The sequence below is a fragment of the Streptomyces sp. NPDC058985 genome (assembly GCF_042740985.1).
GTDB lineage: Bacteria > Actinomycetota > Actinomycetes > Streptomycetales > Streptomycetaceae > Streptomyces.
Genome location: NZ_JBHYJX010000016.1, coordinates 12,558 through 30,701 on the forward strand (window position 1 = coordinate 12,558; position 18,144 = coordinate 30,701).

Genomic DNA, 18,144 nt, shown 5'->3' on the forward strand with positions numbered 1-18,144 from the left:
GCGCCCCCCCCCGGCGGACCCCGCCCTGGCGGGGCCGCCCCGGGGGTAGGCCCCGCCCCTGCGGGCCGGCCCCCCCCGGGGGGGGCCCCCCCCCCGCTCGTGGGGCCGGTGTGGGGGGAAGCCCGGCCCTACTCGAAGGCGGCGAATGCCTTCGCGAAGGCGTTCGCCTCCTGGTCGATCGAGCTGCACGTCGCGTCGGCCGCGGGCTTCGGGCCGCCGGGGCACGCCTTGTCGCGGGTCGCGGACCACATGGACAGTCCGCCCAGGCCCTTGGACTCGGCGAACTTCACGAGCTGGCCGGCGTCCTCGACGGTGAAGACCTCGGAGACGACGTCGTTGACGCCGATCATCGGGGTGACGGCGACCGTCTTCCAGGCTTCGTCGTCGGAGCGGCCGAGGACGCCCTTGACCTGCGCCTGGGTGGCGGTGGCGGCCTGCTCGGCGTAGGTGCCCATGTCGCCGCTGTACGCGGGTCCGTAGTCCATCGCCATGATGTTGACGGTGCCGATGTCCACGCCGTTCTCCTTCGCGTCGGCGAGGAGGTCGACGCCCGCCTGGGTCAGGCCCTCGGGCATGACGGGGAGGGTGAAGGAGACGTCCAGGCCGGGGTGTTCCTTCTGGAGGGCGGCGATGGCCTGGGCGCGGCGGGTGTTGGCGGCGGTGTCGGGCAGCGCGCCGCCCTCGACGTCGAAGTCGACCTTGGTGAGGCCGTAGGCGTCGACGACCTTGCCGTAGGCCGCCGTCAGCGCGTCCACGGACGTGCAGGTGGTGCCGAGTTCGGAGCCGGAGGCGCCGCCGAAGGAGACGCGGACGTCGCCGCCCTCGGCGCGCAGGGCACCCACCTGCTTGGCCACGGCGTCGCTCGCGAGGTCGGTGACGCCGCCCCACTTGGGGGTGCAGCCGCCGCCGTCGGTGACGAAGGCGAGGGTGTAGTCCTTCACGCCGGTGGCCTCGGCGTTGGCGAGGAGATCGTAGGCCGGGTAGAGGGAGGTGTCGACGTACGGCGCGAAGCCGGCGCCGGCGGCGGTGCCGCCCGGTGTCGAGGTGGGCGCCGGGGTGGTGGCGGTGCCGGTCGGGTCCGGCTCGGCGGAGTCGGTGGCCGTGGGGGCCGGGGTGGAGGTCGGGGCCGGGGGCTCGGTGGGGCGGCCGCTGGGCTCGGGGGCGGCGCCGTCGTCCGCCGAGCACTCGGCGTCGTCGACGAGGCAACCGGTCGGCTCGTCGGTGCCGTTGACGACGAAGCCGACGGTCACGGACTCGCCGGCCTTCAGGCCGTCCGTGTCCCACTTCGGCGGGGTCACGGTGATGTGCTGCCCGCTCACCTCCGACTCCGCGTTCCACAGCGAGCTGAGCTTCGTCCCGTCGGGCAGGTCGAACTCCAGGGTCCAGTCCGGCTTCGCCTCGCCGCTGCCGTTGGTGACGACGTACTGGGCGCTGTAGCCGTTCGACCACTCGCTGGTCTTCGTGTAGACGGCGCCCACCGGGGCCGCCTGGGCGGTACTGGTGAACAGCAGCGCGCCACCGCCGGCCACGGCCGCCGCGACGACGGCGCCGATCGCCTTGTTCCTGCCACTGACCCTGCGTCGGTGCGTGCGCGTCATGTGCCTGCCTTCGCTGTTCACGGTGCCCCGGCGGGGAACGTCCGGGGAGGGGGGTGCGGCAGCACGCTAGCGAGCCGGATTCGGGCAAAGAGCCTGATCCGGGCGGGGTTCGGCGATCTTAGGGTGCGCTTAAGGAAGAGATCGGGGCCGATTAATGGTGGCCGTCTTCCGGGGCTGTCTGCGGCGCCGCACCGCTCCCCGGTGGCCGCGCCGCTCGGGCGCCGTCCGCCCGTCGAGCTGCACCCAGATGCGCACCTCGGTGCCGCCCAGGACGGAGGAGCCGATGCGGACGTCGCCGCCCGTGGACTCGGCCATGCGGCGCACGATGTCCAGGCCGAGCCCGGTCGACCCGTCGCTGCCCGAACCCCGGCCGCGGGCCATCGCCGCCTCGGGGTCGGGTATGCCCGCGCCCGCGTCCGACACGAGCACGATCACCGCGTCCTCGCCGTTGTGCAGGTCGACCGCGAAGGCGGTGCCCTCGGCGGTGTGCCGGAAGACGTTGCCGAGCAGGGCGTCGAGGGAGGCGGCCAGGTCGGCGCGGGCCACGGGGATGCGGACCGGCCGGTCGGCGCCGGCCACCCGCCACTTGCGGCCCTCGTCCTCGGCGAGCGCGGACCAGAACCCCATCCGCTCGCGCACCACCTCGGCCGCGTCGCACCCGGCGCCCGGAACGGCGGCGGCCGTCTGGGGCTTGGCGTCCCGGGCGGTGCGGATGATGGTGTCGACCTCGCGCTCCAGCTGCTCGACGGCGGACCGGGTCTGCTCGGCGGCCGGCCCGTCGCCGAGCGAGGCCGCGTTGAGCCGCAGCACGGTCAGCGGCGTACGGAGCCGGTGGGACAGGTCGGCGGCCAGCTCGCGTTCGTTGGCGAGGAGCTGGACCACCTGGTCGGCCATGGAGTTGAACGCGACGGCCGCGAGCCGCAGTTCGTTCGGCCCTTCCACGGGCACCCGCGAGCCCAGCCGGCCCTCGCCCAGTTGGTGGGCGCCCTCGACCAGGCGCTGCGCGGGACGCACCATCCGCACGCCGAGCCGGTCGGCGACCGCGACGGAGCCGACGATGAGGGCGGCGCCGACCGCGGCGAGCACCGCCCAGGCCGTCGCGACCCCGTTGGTGACCTCGGACTCGGGGACGTACACCTCGACCACGGCGATCTCGCCGGAGCTGAGCGCGACCGGCTGGAGCAGCGTGGAACCGCCGTCCACCTCGGTGGTGGAGGCACGGCCCATCTCGCGCACGGCGGCGATGTCCTCGTCGGTGGCGCGCTGCCGGCCGATGTCGGCGGCCCGCTGCCCCGCGCCGTCGGTGCGGTCGGTTCCGTCGGTTCCGTCGGCCGGCTCGCCGGACGCCGGTATGTGCACGGCCATCGCGGCGTCCGAGCCGGCGGAGGCGACGACGCGCTCCAACTGGTCGCGGTCGGTGGTGATGGACAGCGCGGGGGCGACGGCGGCCGCCTCCCGTTCGGCGTTGGAGAAGGCGCGGTCCCGGGCCATCTCCCGGATGACGAGTCCCAGGGGGACGGCGAAGGCGACCACGACCATCGCGGTGACCGCCAGCGACACCTTGACCAGGGCCCACCTCATCGCGGCGGCTCCGCTCCGGGCAGCCCCGGGCCCTGTGCCGGGTCCTGCCCCGGGTCCTGTTCCAGGGGAGGCTCCAGCTTCACGCCGACACCGCGCAGGGTGTGCAGGTAGCGCGGCCGCGCCGCGGTCTCGCCCAGCTTGCGCCGCAGCCAGGACAGATGGACGTCGATGGTCTGGTCGTCGCCGTAGGACTGCTGCCAGACCTCGGCGAGCAGCTCCTTGCGGGGGACGACGACCCCTGGCCGGCCGGCCAGGAAGGCGAGCAGGTCGAACTCGCGGCGGGTCAGGTCGAGGGGCACACCGTCCAGGCCGGCCTGGCGGCGCAGGGGGTCGACGGTGAGGCCGCCGACCCGGATGACGGGCGAGGGCGCCGCCTCCGCCGGTCCGGTCCGGACCCGGCGCAGGACGGCGGCCATGCGGGCCGACAGGTGCTCCACGGAGAACGGCTTGGTGAGGTAGTCGTCCGCGCCCGCGTTCAACAGCCGTACGACCTCCGCCTCGTCGTCCCGGGCGGTGGCGACGATCACGGGTACGTCGGTGATGCCGCGCAGCATCTTGAGCGCCTCGGAGCCGTCCAGGTCGGGGAGTCCGAGGTCGAGGATCACCACGTCGAAACGGAAATGGGCGACCTCGCGCAGCGCCTCCAGCGCCGTACCGACGCTGCGCACGGTGTGCGAGGCGTCGGTCAGCTGCCGGATGAGCGCCGAGCGTACGAACTGGTCGTCCTCGACCACGAGCACACTTGCCATGGGCGGCACCGTACGCCATGCGGACCAAGCCGGTGCGGGCCTGTGGACAACTCCGGCGCGGGCCTGTGCACCACCCCGCCGGGGGCCGGCGTCACACTCCGTTCGGGCGACACGGGTGGGGCGGGTGAGGCAGTATGGCCGCGATGCGCAGAGGACTCGTCCACGTACTTGCCTGGCTGCTCGCCACCGGCGCGGCGGTCACGCTGTCGTGGTGGGGCGTCCACACGGTGATGACGGGCACGGCCTACGACGCGCCCCGCGCCCTGCCCATCACCGCGGCCGACGCGTCGGTACGGGACGCGCGGGACGCCTCCGGCGAAGAGAGTTCGCGGGCGTCGTCCACCAGCCGTCCGTCGCCGTCGGGCAGTCCTTCGCCGTCGCCGGGCGAGAGCCGCCCCGAGCCGGACCCCACGCCGTCGCGGACCACCCCGTCCACCACGCCCCAGCGCCCGGCGAGCCCCTCCCCCACCACCTCCGGCGAGGTCAGGAGCTACGACACCGACGGCGGCCGCGCGGTCTTCGACCTCGGCACGTCGTCCGCGTCCCTGGTGTCGGCGACGCCGGGTGCGGGCTGGTCGATGCAGGTGTGGAAGACGGAGTCGTGGATCCGGGTGGAGTTCACCTCGGGGGCGGACCGGGTGTCGGTGTTCTGCACCTGGCACGACGGGCCGCCGCGCGTGGAGATCGGCAGCTACTGAGCCGACGCGCACCGCCCGGCCCCGGCTCCCGCCCGTGCCCTACCCCTACCCCGTCAGCGTCAGCGGAAGACGGAGGGCGGCGGCGCGGGCGAGTCCACCGCCGCCGCGTCCGTCACCGGTGCCGCGCCGCCCGTGAAGTCGGCCAGCGCGCGGCCGTGTTCCACCCGGGCGGGCTGCGGGTCGGAGGCGGCGCGGCGGGTGAGTTCGGCGACCGGCAACGGGTGATCGGAGGCGACGAGGACGGCGTTGCCGAAGCGCTTGCCGCGCAGCACCGCGGGGTCGGCGACGAGGGCGAGTTCCGCGAACCGGGCCGCGGCGGTGGCGATCTGGCCGCGCAGGTGGGCCAGGGGCGGGCCGTCGGCGAGGTTGGCGGCGTAGACCCCGCCGGGCGCGAGCGCGCGCCGGACCTCGTCCAGGAACTCGGCGGACGTCAGGTGGGCCGGGGTGCGGGCGCCGCTGAAGACGTCCGCGACGATCAGGTCCGCCCAGCCGTCGGGCACCTTGGCCAGTCCGGCGCGGGCGTCGGTGGAGCGCACCCGTATCCGCGCGCCGGGGTCCAGGGGCAGCTCCCGGCGGACCAGTTGGACGAGGGCGGCGTCCCGCTCGACGACCTGCTGGGTGGAGCGGGGGCGGGTGGCGGCGAGATAGCGGGCGAGGGTGAGGGCGCCGCCGCCGAGGTGCACGGCCTGGACGGGCCTGCCCGGCGGGGCGGCGAGGTCGATGACGTGCCCGAGACGGCGCTGGTACTCGAAGGACAGGTGGGCCGGGTCGTCGAGGTCGACGTGCGACTGCGGGGCGCCGTCGATCAGCAGGCTCCACGCCCGGGGCCGGTCCCGGTCGGGGATCAGCTCGGCGCGTCCGCCGTCGACGTCCTCGACGACCGTCTCGGCGGCAGCGCGCCCGCGGCGGGCGTTCCTGGACTTTCCCATCGGGCCATTATCGGCGCACCGCGCGATGGCGCCGCGCGCGGCCGGGACGGCTCAGCGGCAGCTGTCGGCCGCTCTGATCAGCCGGGCCGCCTCGCCCAGCGCCTCGCGCAGCACCGCGGGGTCGGTCGCGAGGTCCGCCTCGCCGGGCGGCAGCAGCCAGTCGGAGCCCTCCACCGGCGGCTCGGGCGGCAGGTCGAGGCTCAGCCCGCGGCCGTCCGTCTCTGTACAGGTGCTGCCCGGCACGTCCCAGGCGGCGGCGGTGCCCGGCGGCACCAGGAAGCCCAGGGTGTCGCAGCCGTCGTCGTGGATCACGGGACCCACCGCCTCGCCGGCTCCCCGCCTGAGGATGTCGACCGCCTCCAGACCCTGCCGGGCCGGCACGGTGACGACATCGCAGGCGTCGCAGGGCGGATCGCTGATCCGGCTGGTATCCATCCCGGCCTCCACCACGGAAGTCCTCCTCGGACGAGCGGGTCGGGAGTCGAGGGCCTCCCGGTCACCCTGTCCAACGCGGCGGGCCGTCAACGGCTACGGCACAAGTCCGCCGCAAAGGATGGCACTTCATGGCAGATCACGGATGAGATATCCGGTTTGTAGGCAAACAGTGCGTGGCGACTCCGTCACAGCCGGTACGTTCTTGCTCGCCGGAAACAGGGATGCCGTGTGAGGGCATGCGGATGATTTCCGCGACTCGTCCCTTTCATTCCTTTTCCGGCATGGTTCGACGGTTCGCACGAGAGGACCCGGCCATGGCGTCGTCAATGGTGACCTCCGCCCAGCCCGAACGGCCGTCGCGGCCGAACCTCGCCTTCCGGCGGTTGCGCGGCAAGCGCTCGCCGGCCGAGTTCGCGGCGGCGGTCCGCCGGGCCGCGCGCGAGATCGGCGAGCGGGTGAGCTGTGACGCGCGGTACGTCGGCCGGGTCGAGGCGGGCGAGATCCGCTGCCCCAACTACGCGTACGAGCGGGTGTTCCTGCACATGTTCCCCGGTCGCACGCTCACCGACCTGGGGTTCGCGCCCCGCTCGTCGGTACGCGGACGCCGGACGCGCACCGACGAGGACGCGCTCCCGGCGCCCGCCCGCCCGCCCGAACGCGCGACGAGTGAGACGCGGGGGGCGGGTGGACCGTATGAGACGCATGACACGCAGGACCCGTACGAAAAGCACGACAACAACGAGGAGAGCGACGTGCTGCGTCGCGCATTCATGACGAGCGGGGCCACCGTGGCCGCCGCCTCCCTGGGCCCCCTGGGGCTCGCCCTCGACGCCGCTGCGGCCGGACGTCCCCTGCGCCGCGCGGGGTCCGGCGAGGCCGGCGCCCTCGAAGAAGCCGTCCGCCGGATCCGGCTGCTGGACGACCGGCACGGAGCGGACGGCCTCTACCGGCGCGCGGCGGCCCCGCTGCGCACCGCGTACGCGCTGCTGGACGCCGGGGCGTCCCGCCGGGCGACGGCGGACCGGCTCTACACGGGCGCCGGTGAACTGGCGATCTCCGTGGGCTGGCTGGCGCACGACTCCGGGCGCTTCGACGACGCGCGCTCCCACTACGCGGAGGCGCTGGCCACTTCCCGGATGACCGGCGACGCGGGTCTGGAGGCGCACGCCTTCTGCAACATGGCGTTCCTCGCCCGCGACGCCGGGCGGCCGCGCGAGGCGGTGCGGGCGGCCCAGGCCGCGCAGCGCGCCGCCCGGCCGCTGGGCTCGGGCCGGCTGATGTCGCTGCTGGCGCTGCGCGAGGCGGGCGGCTGGGCGGGGCTCGCCGACCGGGTCGGCTGCGAACAGGCGCTGGTCCGCGCGCAGGCCTTCTACGAGCGGGGCCCCTCGGACGCCGACCCCGAGTGGATGAGCTTCTACGGCCGCGCCGAGCTGGAAGGCCTTGAGGCGCAGTGCTGGTCCGCGCTGGGCGACTGGCACCGGGCCGCCCGGCACGCGCGACGCGCCGCCGAGCTGCAGGACCCGCACTTCACGCGGAACCTCGCGCTGTACTCGGCGGAGCTGGCGGACGACCTGGCCCGCGGCGGCCACCCCGACGAGGCGGCGGACGCCGGCCTGCGGGTCCTGGACCTGCTGGGCGAGGTCCAGTCCTCCCGCATCCACACCATGCTGGCCGGGACGGCCCGGGTCCTGCTGCCCCACCGCCGCAACCGGGGCGTCTCGGCGTTCCTGGACCGCCACGCCACGCTGCCACGCCCGGCCTGAGACCCGCTCCCCCGCTCCGGCCGCGGGCCCTCGTGCCTCCCCCAGTGCCCGAACGGCCCGGGAGGTACCCCCAGCGGGTGACGCGCCGCCCCGTCAGCCCACCAGGTGCCCCAGGTCGTTCCAGCTCTCCAGCGCCGGCTCCCCGTAGGCCCATCCCAGGACCGACAGCGACGTCGGGTTCAGCCGTATCCGCGCCGCGAAGTCCAGCGGCAGCCCCAGCCACCGCGCCCCGATCGACCGCAGAATGTGCCCGTGGGCGAAGACCAGCACATCCCGGTCCGCCTCCCGCGCCCACGCCACGACCTCGTCCGCACGCGCGGTGACGTCCGCCACGCTCTCCCCGTCGGGCACCCCGTCCCGCCAGATCAGCCAGCCGGGCCGGACGGCCTGGATCTCGTCCGGGGTCATGCCCTCGTACGCCCCGTAGTCCCACTCCATCAGCGTGTCCCACGCGCGGGCGCGCTCGCCGAAGCCCGCGAGGGCGCAGGTCTCCCGCGCGCGGGCCAGCGGACTGGTCCGCACCTCGACGCCGGGCAGTCCCTCCAGGGGCGCCCGGTGCAGCCGCTCGCCGAGCAGCTTGGCGCCCTGCCGGCCCTCCTCGAGGAGCGGTACGTCGGTCCTGCCGGTGTGTCTGCCGGACAGCGACCACTCGGTCTGTCCGTGCCGGGCCAGCAGGATGCGCGGTGCCATGAAGAGGCCTTTCCGGGAGAAATGTCTGAGGGGACCTCTCCATCATCCCGCACGGCACGCGCGGGCAACCCGGGGGGCGATCCCGGCGTCTTTCCGGTCCGAGGGCGCCCCGCGAGGCGGGCCCGGGGAGGCCGTAGAGTGGCACGTCCGTGTCAATCGGGGCGCGCGAGCGACGAGAGAAGGGGGAGGGCGATCGGATTGCCGCACACCGAGATACCGGGCAGCGAGGCTGCCCCCGCGACTCGGCTGCGCTGGTGGACCGAGCTGCCGCTCATCGTCCTCGTGTACGCCTGCTACTCCGCGGGCCGCCTGCTCGTGCGGGGCGACGTCTCCGACGCCGTCGACCACGGCCTCGCGATCCTGCGCATGGAGAAGGCGCTCCACCTCAACGCGGAGCACCCCCTCAACCGGCTCTTCACCAGCGAGCCCTGGATCGGCATACCCGCCGACTTCTGGTACGCGTCGCTGCACTACCTGGTCACCCCGGCGATCCTGATCTGGCTCTTCCGCTCCCGCGCGGTGCGCTACCGGGCCGCGCGCACCTGGCTGATGACGTCCACGTTCATCGGCCTCATAGGCTTCACGCTGCTGCCGACCTGCCCGCCCCGGCTGCTGGACGCGGGCCACGGCTTCGTCGACACGATGGCGCAGTACAGCTCGTACGGCTGGTGGGGCGGCGAGGCCAGCGCGCCGCGCGGACTGGGCGGGATGACCAACCAGTACGCGGCCATGCCGAGTCTGCACGTGGGCTGGGCCCTGTGGTGCGGCGTGATCCTGTGGCGTTACGGCGGCAGCCGCCTGACGAAGGTGCTCGGCGTCGTCTACCCGCTGGTGACCACCATCGTGGTGATGGGCACCGCGAACCACTACTTCCTCGACGCGGTCGCGGGCGCGGCCGTGATGGGCGCGGGACTGCTGCTGACGCCCGTCGTGCTGCGGATCTCCCACCGGGCGCGGACCCGGCTCACGGCCCGCTTCGCCTCCGGCTCCACACCTGCCGCACCGGTCCCCGACGGCGCGGGTTCCCCGATTGTCAGTGGCGGATGCCAGACTTCCCCGGGTGAGCGATTCCCACGCCAGCGCGAACAGCGGTTCGCAGCAGGAGCCGAGCCGGACCCCGCCCCCGCGGACGCGGGGGACGAGACTCCGGCACCGGCTCGCTGAGCTGCGCGGGCCCGACGTACCCGCCAAGGCGCTGGACGCGCGCGCCCTGGCCGCCCTCGCCGCCAACCCGGGGTGCCGCAGGCGCGCGATCCTCGACGGCGCCGGGGTGGACAAGGCCGCGCTCGCGAGCGCGCTGGGATCGCCGTCGGTCTTCGGGCAGTCGCAGTTCGCCTTCATGCGGGGCAACGCCTTCGAGGCGCGGGTCAAGGCGGACGGCGGCGCCGAACTGCTGCGGCTGGTCCACGAGAAGCTCGACCGGGGCGCCGAGCCGCCCGCCGGGGCGCGGGTGCCCGACCTCTCGGCGAGCGGCCCCGAGGGGCGCGCGGCCCGGACGTCGCTCGCCCTGCGCGAGGCCACCGGCACACCGGGCGCCTGGACGCTGCTCGACCATCCGATGCTCGCCCTGGAGGTCGCGGGTTCCCCCGCCTTCCTGGAGCCGGACGCCGTGGTGGTGCACCCGGACGGCAGCTGGACGGTCGTGGAGATCAAGTCCTTCCCCATGCTGGACGGCGCCGCCGACCCGGCGAAGGTCGGCGCCGCCGCACGGCAGGCCGCCGTGTACGTCCTGGCCCTGGAGCGGGTCGCCGCGCACCTGGACCCCGCCCCGCGCGTGCGCCACCGCGTCCTGCTGGTCTGCCCCAAGGACTTCTCCAACCTGCCCACCGCGTCCGCGGTCGACGTGCGCAAGCAGCGCGCGGTCACCGACCGCCAGCTGGCCCGGCTGACCCGGATCGAGGACATCGCCGACCAGCTCCCCGACGGCGTCTGCTTCTCCCCCGAGCTGCCGGCGGAGGAGCTGACGGCGGCGGTCGAGGCGGTCCCCGCGACCTACGCGCCCGAGTGCCTGTCCGCCTGCGAGCTGGCCTTCCACTGCCGCGCCCGGTCCCGGGAGGACGGCGCCGTGACCTGCCTGGGCCGCCCGGTCCGGGCCGAACTGGGCGGGCTGGCCACGGTCGAGGACGTGCTGGCCGCGGCCCACGGGGAGGCCGGCGACCCGGACGACCCGGCGGTGGCCGCGCTGCGCCGGGCGGCCCGGCTGCGCGCGGAGGCACTGGTGACGGCCGGTGCCGGAGGCGGCGGGGTGGCCGGGTGTCACTGATCACCACGCTCGCCCGGCTGGAGGCCGTGCGCACCGGCGCCGCGCAGCCCGCCGCCACCGTCCGGCACCGGCACCTGTCCGACCGTCCGCTGGTCTTCGTCCCGCTGATCACCGCCGGTGAGGCAGGTGCCCCGCTCGGCGCGCTGGTCGGCACCGACCGGGACGCGCCGCGCCTGCTGGTCGTGCCCCAGCCCCGCGACCGCGACCTGCGCTTCGCGTTCCTGGCCGAGCTGGCGGACATCGTGCTGCCGCACGTCGAGACGTGCGCCGACGCCGTGGAGGCCGCCGAGCGCACCGAGACCGATCCGGAGACGGGCAAGCGGGTCAAGGTCGAGGTGGACCTGTGCGCGGACGCCGCGCAGCTGATCGTGCCGAGCCGCGCGGGCATCGACTTCGTCCGGCTGCTGGGCCGCTCCATGCGCTTCCGTCGTACGGCGGAGCAGGATCCGCAGACCCCGCACCCCGCGCCGCCCAGGGTGCCGCTGCTCGGCCGGTGGCTCACCCACTACGGCGAGCGGGCCCGGGTCCCGGGGTCGTCCCTGCTCCTCGCCATGACCGACCTGCTGGGCCGGCACTGGGCGACCGGCCAGTCCACGCTGGAGGACCAGCATCTCGGCGCGCTGCTGGCGTGGATCGCCCCCGAATGCGAGGGCCTGACCGGCGCGGAGGCCGCGCGCCGGGCCGAGCTGGCGCGCGACGCGGAGGGCCAGTTGCTGTGCCCGCCCGCGGGACCGGCGACCGACCCGGCCTTCGACAACCGCCTGCTCGCCCCCGCCATCGAGCGCTACGACCGCGCGCGCACCGCGTTCGCCGCCGCCGAGGACGGTCTGGAGGCCGACGACCGGCTCGGCGCGCTGACCGCCGCGGAGCGGGAGATCCGCGCCCTGGTCGAGAGCCGTACGCGGCCCACCTGGGAGTCGGTGTGGCGGGGCCTGGACCTGCTGCGGGAGCTGCCGGCCGGCGCGCACGTCGACGACCGCTGGACCCGCGACCGCTGGTCGTTCACCTCGCACCGGGACCGCGTCCTGGCCGGCGAGCCCCCGCAGCCGCGCCGCGACGACGCGGTGACGGCGGCGAACAAGCTGGCCACGCGCGAGCGCGAACAGGCCCGTCTTGAGGCCCAGGAGGCGCTGGACGATCCGCTGGTGATGGCCGGACGGCGGCTGGCCGGGGAGGCGTTCGCGGGCGAGGTCACCGACGTGGTGATGGCGTACAGCGAGAGCAAGCGGCCCAGTCCGCGCCCGCTGGTCACGGTCCGCACGGACGACCGGCCGCACCTGGGCGAGCGGGTGCGGGTCTACCGGTCGCTGGGCGGCAAGCCGCAGGCGGCGGAGTACGCCGGTCCGGCGGGCGATCCCGGCGACGGGACGCTGGTCCTGCGGATCATGGACAAGATGGGCCGCGGCAAGGAGCCGGAGGCGGGGTCGGTGCCGGAGAAGGGCGACCGGGTCTGCTTCACCCTCTTCGAGCACGAGCAGCGGGGTGGCGCGAAGCTTCCCGACCCGGAGGAGACCCCGTGGACGCACGGAGGCCCGCCCGGTGAGGCGGCCGCCGTGCCGGAGGCCGCCGACGCCCAGACGGAAGAGGACCTCCTGTGACCGCCGACACCACCACCAGCCCCGTCACCGCCCCCGCCGCCCCGGCCTTCGACCCGGGCGCCGAGGCCGCGCGCGCCACCGCGGCGATCCTCCACGACACCCTGCACGGCACGGAGCGCGGTGTCGTCGTGGATTCCCCGCCGGGCGCCGGCAAGTCCACGCTGGTCGTCCGGGCGGCGCTGGAGCTGGCCGCGGCCGGCCGCGCCCTGATGGTGGTGGCGCAGACGAACGCCCAGGTGGACGACCTGGTCCTGCGCCTCGCCGAGAAGAGTCCCGAGCTGCCGGTGGGCCGGCTGCACAGCAGCGACACCGACGCGTACGACAAGGCGCTCGACGACCTGCCGACCGTACGCACCTCGGCGAAGGCCGCCGACCTCGCGGGCCTGGCGGTCGTCCTGTCAACGGCCGCGAAGTGGGCGCACGTCAAGGTGGACGAGCCGTGGCGGCACGCGATCGTGGACGAGGCGTACCAGATGCGCTCGGACTCCCTGCTGGCCGTCGCCGGGCTCTTCGAACGGGCGCTGTTCGTGGGCGACCCCGGCCAGCTGGACCCGTTCGCGACGGTGGGCAGCGAGCAGTGGGCGGGCCTGGCGTACGATCCGTCGGCCTCCGCCGTGACGACCCTCCTCGCCCACAACCCCGGCCTCCCCCAGCACCGTCTTCCGGTCTCCTGGCGCCTCCCGGCCTCGGCGGCCCGCCTGGTCTCGGACGCGTTCTACCCGTACACCCCGTTCCGCAGCGGCACCGGCCACGGCGACCGGAGCCTGGCCTTCGCGGTGCCGTCGGACGGCTCGGGCCCCGACCGGGTGATCGACGAGGCCGCGGTCTCCGGCTGGGGCCTGCTGGAGCTGCCCGCCCGGCACACCCCGCGCACCGACCCGGAGGCGGTGCGGGCGGTGGCGTCGGTGGTCCGGCGGCTCCTGGACCGGGAGGGCGCGGCGCTGTCGGAACGCTCCCCCGGTCCCGTCCCGTTGACCGCCGCCCGCATCGCCGTCGGCACCGCGCACCGGGACCAGGCCGCCGCGGTGCGGGCCGCGCTGGCCGACCTCGGGGTGAGCGACGTGACCGTGGACACGGCCAACCGGCTCCAGGGCCGGGAGTACGACGTCACGGTCGTCCTGCATCCCCTCTCCGGCCGCCCCGACGCCACCGCCTTCCACCTGGAGACGGGCCGCCTCTGCGTCCTGGCCTCCCGCCACCGGCACGCCTGCATCGTGGTCTGCCGCGAGGGAGTCGACGGACTCCTGGACGACTACCCGTCCACGGAGCCGGTCCAACTGGGCACGCTGGTGAAGTTTCCTGACGGATGGGAGGCGAACCACGCGGTGCTGGCGCACCTCGCGGAGCACCGGGTGCGATTCCCTTAGGGCTAAGATTTCAGCACCATAATCTACGCCGCGAGGGGAAGACATGGCTCAGGGCAGGGCCGCGAGGCGGCCGGATGCTGTGGCGGGGATCGTCGGGGACTGGGCGCGTGAGCGGCCCGAACTGGACACCTCTCCCCTGGAGGTGCTCGCCCGGCTGCACCGGTCGTATCTCCAGTACCAGTCGCGGATGACCGCGCGGCTGGACGAGCACGGGCTGTCCGTCGCCGGGTTCGACGTGCTCACCGCGTTGCGCCGGGCCGGGTCCCCGTACCGGCTGACCGCCGGGCAGCTCGCGGCCTCCGGGCTGGTCTCGTCGGCCGGGGTCACCCTGCGGCTCGACCGGCTGGAGAAGGACGGCCTGCTGGTGCGTGAACGCGACGCCGAGGACCGGCGCGTGGTGTATTCACGGCTGACCGACGCCGGGCTGCGGAAGGTGGACGAGGTCTTCAGCGAGCACCTGGAGAACGAACGCCGGATGCTCGGCGGACTCTCGCCCGCCGAGCACCGCCAACTCGGCCGTCTGCTGTCGAAGTTGGAGCGTTCGATCGTGGATTCCGACGAGGCTCCCGCTCAGCCCGCCGAGACGGGCTGAGCCTTCGACTGCCGCCCGGCCTGCGCCTGGTAGAGGCGGCGCAGCCGGACCACGCCCAGGTCGTGCTGGTAGAGGTTCTCCCGCTGGTCGGCGTCCGCGGGCATGCTCTCCAGGATGACGCGGTCCTGCTCCAGGACCTCCCAGTGGCGCTCCTCGATGAGGGTCTTGTAGAGGAACCGCCAGGTGTCCCGCTGCCAGTCGCTCACCTTGCGGTACCGCCAGAAGAAGACACCGGTGCGTCCGGCGTCCACCGGGCAGGCCATGCCGACGATGCCGAAGGGGCCCCCGGGGCCGGCCGACGGCGGGTACGGGATGGACAGGTCCACCCAGTCGACGCCGGTGTGGCACAGCTCGACCCAGTCGAAGTTGACGCCCCGCTGGTCGGTCTTCTCGAAGAAGTAGCCGCGTCCGGTCTCCCGGATGCGGAACTTGGCGGTCGTGTCACCGGCGAACATGGTGTGCGACTCGGAGTGCAGAAACGCGCCGTGCATCGGGTCGAGGAGGTTCTCCATGGCGAACCGCCACGGCACGTTCCACTCGGCGTAGCAGAGGAACGCGGAGATCTCCTCGTCGGCGAGTGGTTCGGGCAGGGTGAGTTCGACCGGGTCGGGGTGCTCCTCGTCGCCGAAGTAGGCGAGGATCGCGCCGCCGGCCTCCCGGACCGGCAGTGAGGTGACGAGGGCCTTGCCCTCCAGGTTGCAGCCGGGCAGGCCGGGCACCGAGGTGACCGTGCCGGTGCCGTCGACCTCGACGCCGTGGTACCAGCAGGCGACGCGGTCGCCCAGGTGCTTGCCGAGCGAGAGGGGCGCGCCGCGGTGGGGGCAGCGGTCGGCGAGCATGGAGAGGCCGCCGTCGGACTTGCGGAAGAGCAGCCAGTCCTCGCCGAGGGCGGTCACCCTGCGCATGTCTCCGGGCGAGACGAAGTCCGAGGGCACGACGGGGTGCCACTGGTTGCGCAGGCCGTGGGCGTAGATGTGGCCGGCGGTGTCGTGGGTCGAGAGGGTCATGTCAGGCTCCCAGGCGGTGCATCTCGGCGCGGAAGGCGTCCTCGGTCCAGGGCTCGCCCGTGGGGGTGCGCAGCTGGCGGGAGTTGAGGCCGTCGACGACGTCGGTCAGTTCGTGGCCGTCCTTGGTGAAGATGTCCTCGAGTGTGCGGGCGAGCTTCAGCTCGTACGGGGTGGGCTCGTGGTCGCGGGTCTGATGGGGGTCCAGGAAGGGCCAGGTCTCGGGCACGGCGTTCTCCGTAGGGAAGGCGGGCGTTTCGGGAGGTTCAGAGGTTCAGGACGAGGCGGTCCGAGGCGCAGCGCGAGACGCAGATCATCATCGTCTCGCCGGTGGCGCGCTCGGTGTCGCTGAGGAGGAAGTCGCGGTGGTCGGGGGTGCCGGCCAGGACGCGGGTCTCGCAGGAGCCGCAGATGCCGTCCCTGCAGGACGAGGAGACGGCCAGTCCGGCGTTCTCGGCGGCCTCCAGGATCGAGGTGCCGCCCGCCACGCGCAGGGTCACGCCCGAGGCCCGGCACTCGACGTCGAAGGCGCTGTCGTCGCCCTCCCGCACCGCCGCGGCCGGTGCGGCGAAGCGCTCGGTGCGCACCCGCCCCTCCGGCGCGGCCTCCTCGACCGCCCGCAGCAGCGGCTCCGGGCCGCAGCAGTACACCAGCGCGTCGGCGGGCAGGTCCGCGAGCGTGCCGGCGACGTCGATGTGTCCGAGTTCGTCCTGCGGCACGAGGGTCACCCGGCCGCCGCCGAGCGCCGCGAGTTCGCCGCCGAACGCCATCGAGGCGCGCGTACGGCCGCCGTGGACGAGCCGGTACGGGATGCCGTCGCGCTGTGCCCGGCGGGCCATCGCCAGGATCGGGGTGATGCCGATACCGCCGGCGACGAAGACGTAGGAGGCGGCGGGTTCCAGGGCGAAGTGGTTGCGCGGCCCGGCCACCCGCACAGTCTGGCCGGGCCGCAGCTTGGTGTGCACGTGGCGCGAACCGCCGCGCGAGGCCGGTTCGTCGAGGATGCCGAGGCGGTAGACCCCGCTGTCCTCCGGGTCGCCGCACAGGCTGTACTGGCGGACGTGGCCGCCCACGTGCAGGTCCAGGTGTGCGCCGGGCGCCCAGGAGGGCAGCGGCTTGCCGTCGGCGTGGACCAGCTCGACGGAGAGGACTCCCTCCGCCTCCCAGGTCGTGCGGTGGACGAGGAGGTCCAGTTCCTGCTCTTCGGCGGCTTCGGTGGCGCTCATGTCGGCGGGCCTCCCTACCGGGTGGGGATCTTGACGGGCGGGGTGAACGGGTTCTTCATCGGGCCGAGCGCGGCCAGGTCGACCTCGACGAGGGTCGGGCCGTCGGAGGCGACGGCCGCGTCGATCACCTTGGCGGCCTCGCTCGCGTCGCCGATCCGCGCGTAGGGCAGCCCGCAGGCGGCGGCGAGCCCGCCGAAGTCGGGCGTGAACAGGTCGACGCCGGAGCGGCGTTCGGTGTAGGTGGCCTGCATGTTGCGCAGGACGCCGTACCCGCCGTCGTTGAAGACGAGCAGGGTGAGGCGGGGCCGCTCCTGGGCGAGGGTGAGCAGTTCGCCCAGGTGGACGGCGAGCCCGCCGTCCCCGGCGATCACCACGGTCGGCTCGTCGGGGCGGGCGAGGGCGGCGCCGATGCCCATGCCGAGGCCCTGTCCGATGCCGCCGCCGCGCGGGAAGACGTTGGCGCGCGGGTCGTGCACGGGGAGCAGGCGGTTGCCCCAGGACGAGGACGGGATGGTCACGTCCCGGGCGACGACGCTGCCGCGGGGCAGGGCGGCGGCGAGGGCGTCGCAGATCGCGGCCTGGGGTCCGATGCCGTCGTGCAGGGCGGCGCGGACCTCGTCGCGCACCCGGCGGACCCGGTCGGTCCAGTCCGCGTCGGCCCGTACGGCGGCGTCGGTGAGCCGGGGCAGGACGGCCGCGGCGTCGCCGTGGAGACCGTGCCGGGCGGGGTACACCCGGCCGAGGGCGGCGGCGTCGACGTCGATCTGGATGTGCGCCTCGGGGATGCAGAGCCCGTAGTCGGCGGTCTCGTTGGAGCGGAAGTGGGTGCCGACGGTGACGACGACGTCCGCGTCGGACAGGAGCGCGCGTGCGGCGGGCGTGGTGGCGAAGTTGCCGATGACCTGGTCGTGGTCCTCGGGTACGGAGCCGCGCCCGGAGTTGGAGCTGAGCAGGCCGGCGCCGGTCGCCTCCAGCAGGGCGAGCAGTTCGGCACGGGCGGTGTTCGCGCCGCCCCCGGCCCAGATCAGCGGGCGTCGGGCGGAGGCCAGCAGGTCACGTGCCGCGGCGAGCCGGGACGCGTCCGGCACCGGCGCCTCGGGCGCGGGCGCGGTTTCACCGTCGTCCTCCTGGGCCGCGTACTGGAGGTCGATCGGCCACTCCACGCTCGCGGGCCCGCCCGGCGCCGTGCGGGCCGCGGCGGACGCCTCGCGCAGGACGCGGCCCGCCTCCCGCGTGGAGGTGATGGTCGCGGCGTACTTGGAGACCGCGGCGAGCATGCCTAGCTGGTCCTTGGTCTCGTGGATGAAGCCGCGCCCGCTGCCGAGGTGCGCGGTCTCGACCTGCCCGGTGACGTGCAGGACCGACGTCCCGGAGGACAGGGCCTCGATCAGGGAGCCCGCCGCGTTGCCGGCGCCGGTGCCGGTGGAGGTGAGGGCGCAGCCGATCGAGCCGCGGGCCCGGCCGTACGCGTCGGCCGCGTTGACGGCGCTCGCCTCGTGCCGCACCGGCACGAACCGCAGCTCCGGGTCGGCCTCGACGGCCTCCACCAGCGGCAGGTTGTGCACGGACACGATGCCGAACACGGTGTCGACGCCGAGGGACTTGAGATGGGCGGCCAGGAGTCCGCCACCGTGGTCGTAACGCATACGAG

General features: G+C 74.6%; 17 protein-coding genes. 7 read left to right on the forward strand and 10 right to left on the reverse strand.

Annotation, left to right across the window (positions count from 1 at the left end; genetic code table 11):
* Positions 1 to 128 precede the first annotated feature (128 nt).
* The 3 genes from ACFW01_RS16570 to ACFW01_RS16580 form a co-directional block, all read right to left on the reverse strand.
* Positions 129 to 1,598: a cellulose binding domain-containing protein gene (locus ACFW01_RS16570; RefSeq protein ID WP_234959665.1), complete on the reverse strand. Its 1,470-nt coding sequence runs from the start codon at positions 1,596 to 1,598 to the stop codon at positions 129 to 131.
* Positions 1,599 to 1,727: 129 nt separating this feature from the next.
* Complete coding sequence (locus tag ACFW01_RS16575; protein WP_384504201.1) at positions 1,728 to 3,179, reverse strand: sensor histidine kinase; 1,452 nt, start codon at positions 3,177 to 3,179, stop codon at positions 1,728 to 1,730.
* A complete protein-coding gene (locus ACFW01_RS16580) occupies positions 3,176 to 3,928 on the reverse strand; it encodes a response regulator transcription factor (protein WP_234959663.1) in 753 nt (250 codons plus the stop codon). The genes ACFW01_RS16575 and ACFW01_RS16580 overlap by 4 nt, the downstream gene beginning before the upstream one ends.
* 143 nt (positions 3,929 to 4,071) lie before the next feature.
* Here ACFW01_RS16580 and ACFW01_RS16585 point away from each other — a divergent pair, with 143 nt between their 5' ends.
* Positions 4,072 to 4,626 (forward strand): hypothetical protein, encoded by a 555-nt coding sequence (locus ACFW01_RS16585; protein ID WP_384504203.1) that lies wholly within the window; start codon positions 4,072 to 4,074, stop codon positions 4,624 to 4,626.
* A gap of 59 nt (positions 4,627 to 4,685) precedes the next feature.
* On the opposite strand, the gene ACFW01_RS16590 is transcribed toward ACFW01_RS16585, so the two are convergent.
* Together ACFW01_RS16590 and ACFW01_RS16595 are read right to left on the reverse strand one after the other, a co-directional pair.
* A complete protein-coding gene (locus ACFW01_RS16590) occupies positions 4,686 to 5,555 on the reverse strand; it encodes a spermidine synthase (RefSeq protein WP_384504205.1) in 870 nt (289 codons plus the stop codon).
* 51 nt (positions 5,556 to 5,606) lie between these two features.
* The gene (locus ACFW01_RS16595; RefSeq protein WP_234959660.1) at positions 5,607 to 5,990 is read right to left on the reverse strand and encodes a hypothetical protein; all 384 of its coding nucleotides are present in this window, start codon (positions 5,988 to 5,990) and stop codon (positions 5,607 to 5,609) included.
* Between the two features lie 314 nt (positions 5,991 to 6,304).
* Between ACFW01_RS16595 and ACFW01_RS16600 the strand changes: the two genes are divergently transcribed.
* Positions 6,305 to 7,753 carry a hypothetical protein gene (locus ACFW01_RS16600; RefSeq protein ID WP_384504207.1) on the forward strand — a complete coding sequence of 483 codons (1,449 nt, stop codon included), beginning with the start codon at positions 6,305 to 6,307 and terminating at the stop codon, positions 7,751 to 7,753.
* Between the two features lie 93 nt (positions 7,754 to 7,846).
* On the opposite strand, the gene ACFW01_RS16605 is transcribed toward ACFW01_RS16600, so the two are convergent.
* Positions 7,847 to 8,443, reverse strand: a complete 597-nt coding sequence (locus ACFW01_RS16605) for a histidine phosphatase family protein (protein WP_234959658.1) — start codon at positions 8,441 to 8,443, stop codon at positions 7,847 to 7,849.
* 198 nt (positions 8,444 to 8,641) lie between these two features.
* Between ACFW01_RS16605 and ACFW01_RS16610 the strand changes: the two genes are divergently transcribed.
* From ACFW01_RS16610 to ACFW01_RS16630, 5 genes are read left to right on the forward strand one after another with little or no spacing between them, the layout of a single operon-like run.
* Positions 8,642 to 9,607, forward strand: coding sequence for a phosphatase PAP2 family protein (locus tag ACFW01_RS16610; RefSeq protein WP_234959657.1), 966 nt, complete (start codon positions 8,642 to 8,644; stop codon positions 9,605 to 9,607).
* Complete coding sequence (locus ACFW01_RS16615) at positions 9,504 to 10,706, forward strand: hypothetical protein (RefSeq protein WP_384504210.1); 1,203 nt, start codon at positions 9,504 to 9,506, stop codon at positions 10,704 to 10,706. The genes ACFW01_RS16610 and ACFW01_RS16615 overlap by 104 nt, the downstream gene beginning before the upstream one ends.
* The gene (locus tag ACFW01_RS16620) at positions 10,697 to 12,304 is read left to right on the forward strand and encodes a hypothetical protein (protein WP_384504212.1); all 1,608 of its coding nucleotides are present in this window, start codon (positions 10,697 to 10,699) and stop codon (positions 12,302 to 12,304) included. Before ACFW01_RS16615 ends, ACFW01_RS16620 begins: the two co-directional genes overlap by 10 nt.
* Positions 12,301 to 13,671, forward strand: a complete 1,371-nt coding sequence (locus ACFW01_RS16625; protein WP_384504214.1) for an AAA domain-containing protein — start codon at positions 12,301 to 12,303, stop codon at positions 13,669 to 13,671. The genes ACFW01_RS16620 and ACFW01_RS16625 overlap by 4 nt, the downstream gene beginning before the upstream one ends.
* A gap of 43 nt (positions 13,672 to 13,714) precedes the next feature.
* Complete coding sequence (locus ACFW01_RS16630) at positions 13,715 to 14,263, forward strand: MarR family transcriptional regulator (RefSeq protein ID WP_234959654.1); 549 nt, start codon at positions 13,715 to 13,717, stop codon at positions 14,261 to 14,263.
* Here the strand turns inward: ACFW01_RS16630 and ACFW01_RS16635 are convergent.
* From ACFW01_RS16635 to ACFW01_RS16650, 4 genes are read right to left on the reverse strand one after another with little or no spacing between them, the layout of a single operon-like run.
* Positions 14,242 to 15,270 (reverse strand): aromatic ring-hydroxylating dioxygenase subunit alpha, encoded by a 1,029-nt coding sequence (locus tag ACFW01_RS16635; RefSeq protein ID WP_234959653.1) that lies wholly within the window; start codon positions 15,268 to 15,270, stop codon positions 14,242 to 14,244. The two genes, ACFW01_RS16630 and ACFW01_RS16635, sit on opposite strands and share 22 nt — an antisense overlap.
* A 1-nt stretch (position 15,271) precedes the next feature.
* Positions 15,272 to 15,496 (reverse strand): recombinase-like helix-turn-helix domain-containing protein, encoded by a 225-nt coding sequence (locus tag ACFW01_RS16640; RefSeq protein WP_114530323.1) that lies wholly within the window; start codon positions 15,494 to 15,496, stop codon positions 15,272 to 15,274.
* 37 nt (positions 15,497 to 15,533) lie between these two features.
* Complete coding sequence (locus ACFW01_RS16645; protein ID WP_384504217.1) at positions 15,534 to 16,493, reverse strand: PDR/VanB family oxidoreductase; 960 nt, start codon at positions 16,491 to 16,493, stop codon at positions 15,534 to 15,536.
* A 14-nt stretch (positions 16,494 to 16,507) separates the two neighbouring features.
* The gene (locus ACFW01_RS16650) at positions 16,508 to 18,139 is read right to left on the reverse strand and encodes a thiamine pyrophosphate-binding protein (RefSeq protein ID WP_234959651.1); all 1,632 of its coding nucleotides are present in this window, start codon (positions 18,137 to 18,139) and stop codon (positions 16,508 to 16,510) included.
* Positions 18,140 to 18,144: the final 5 nt, after the last annotated feature.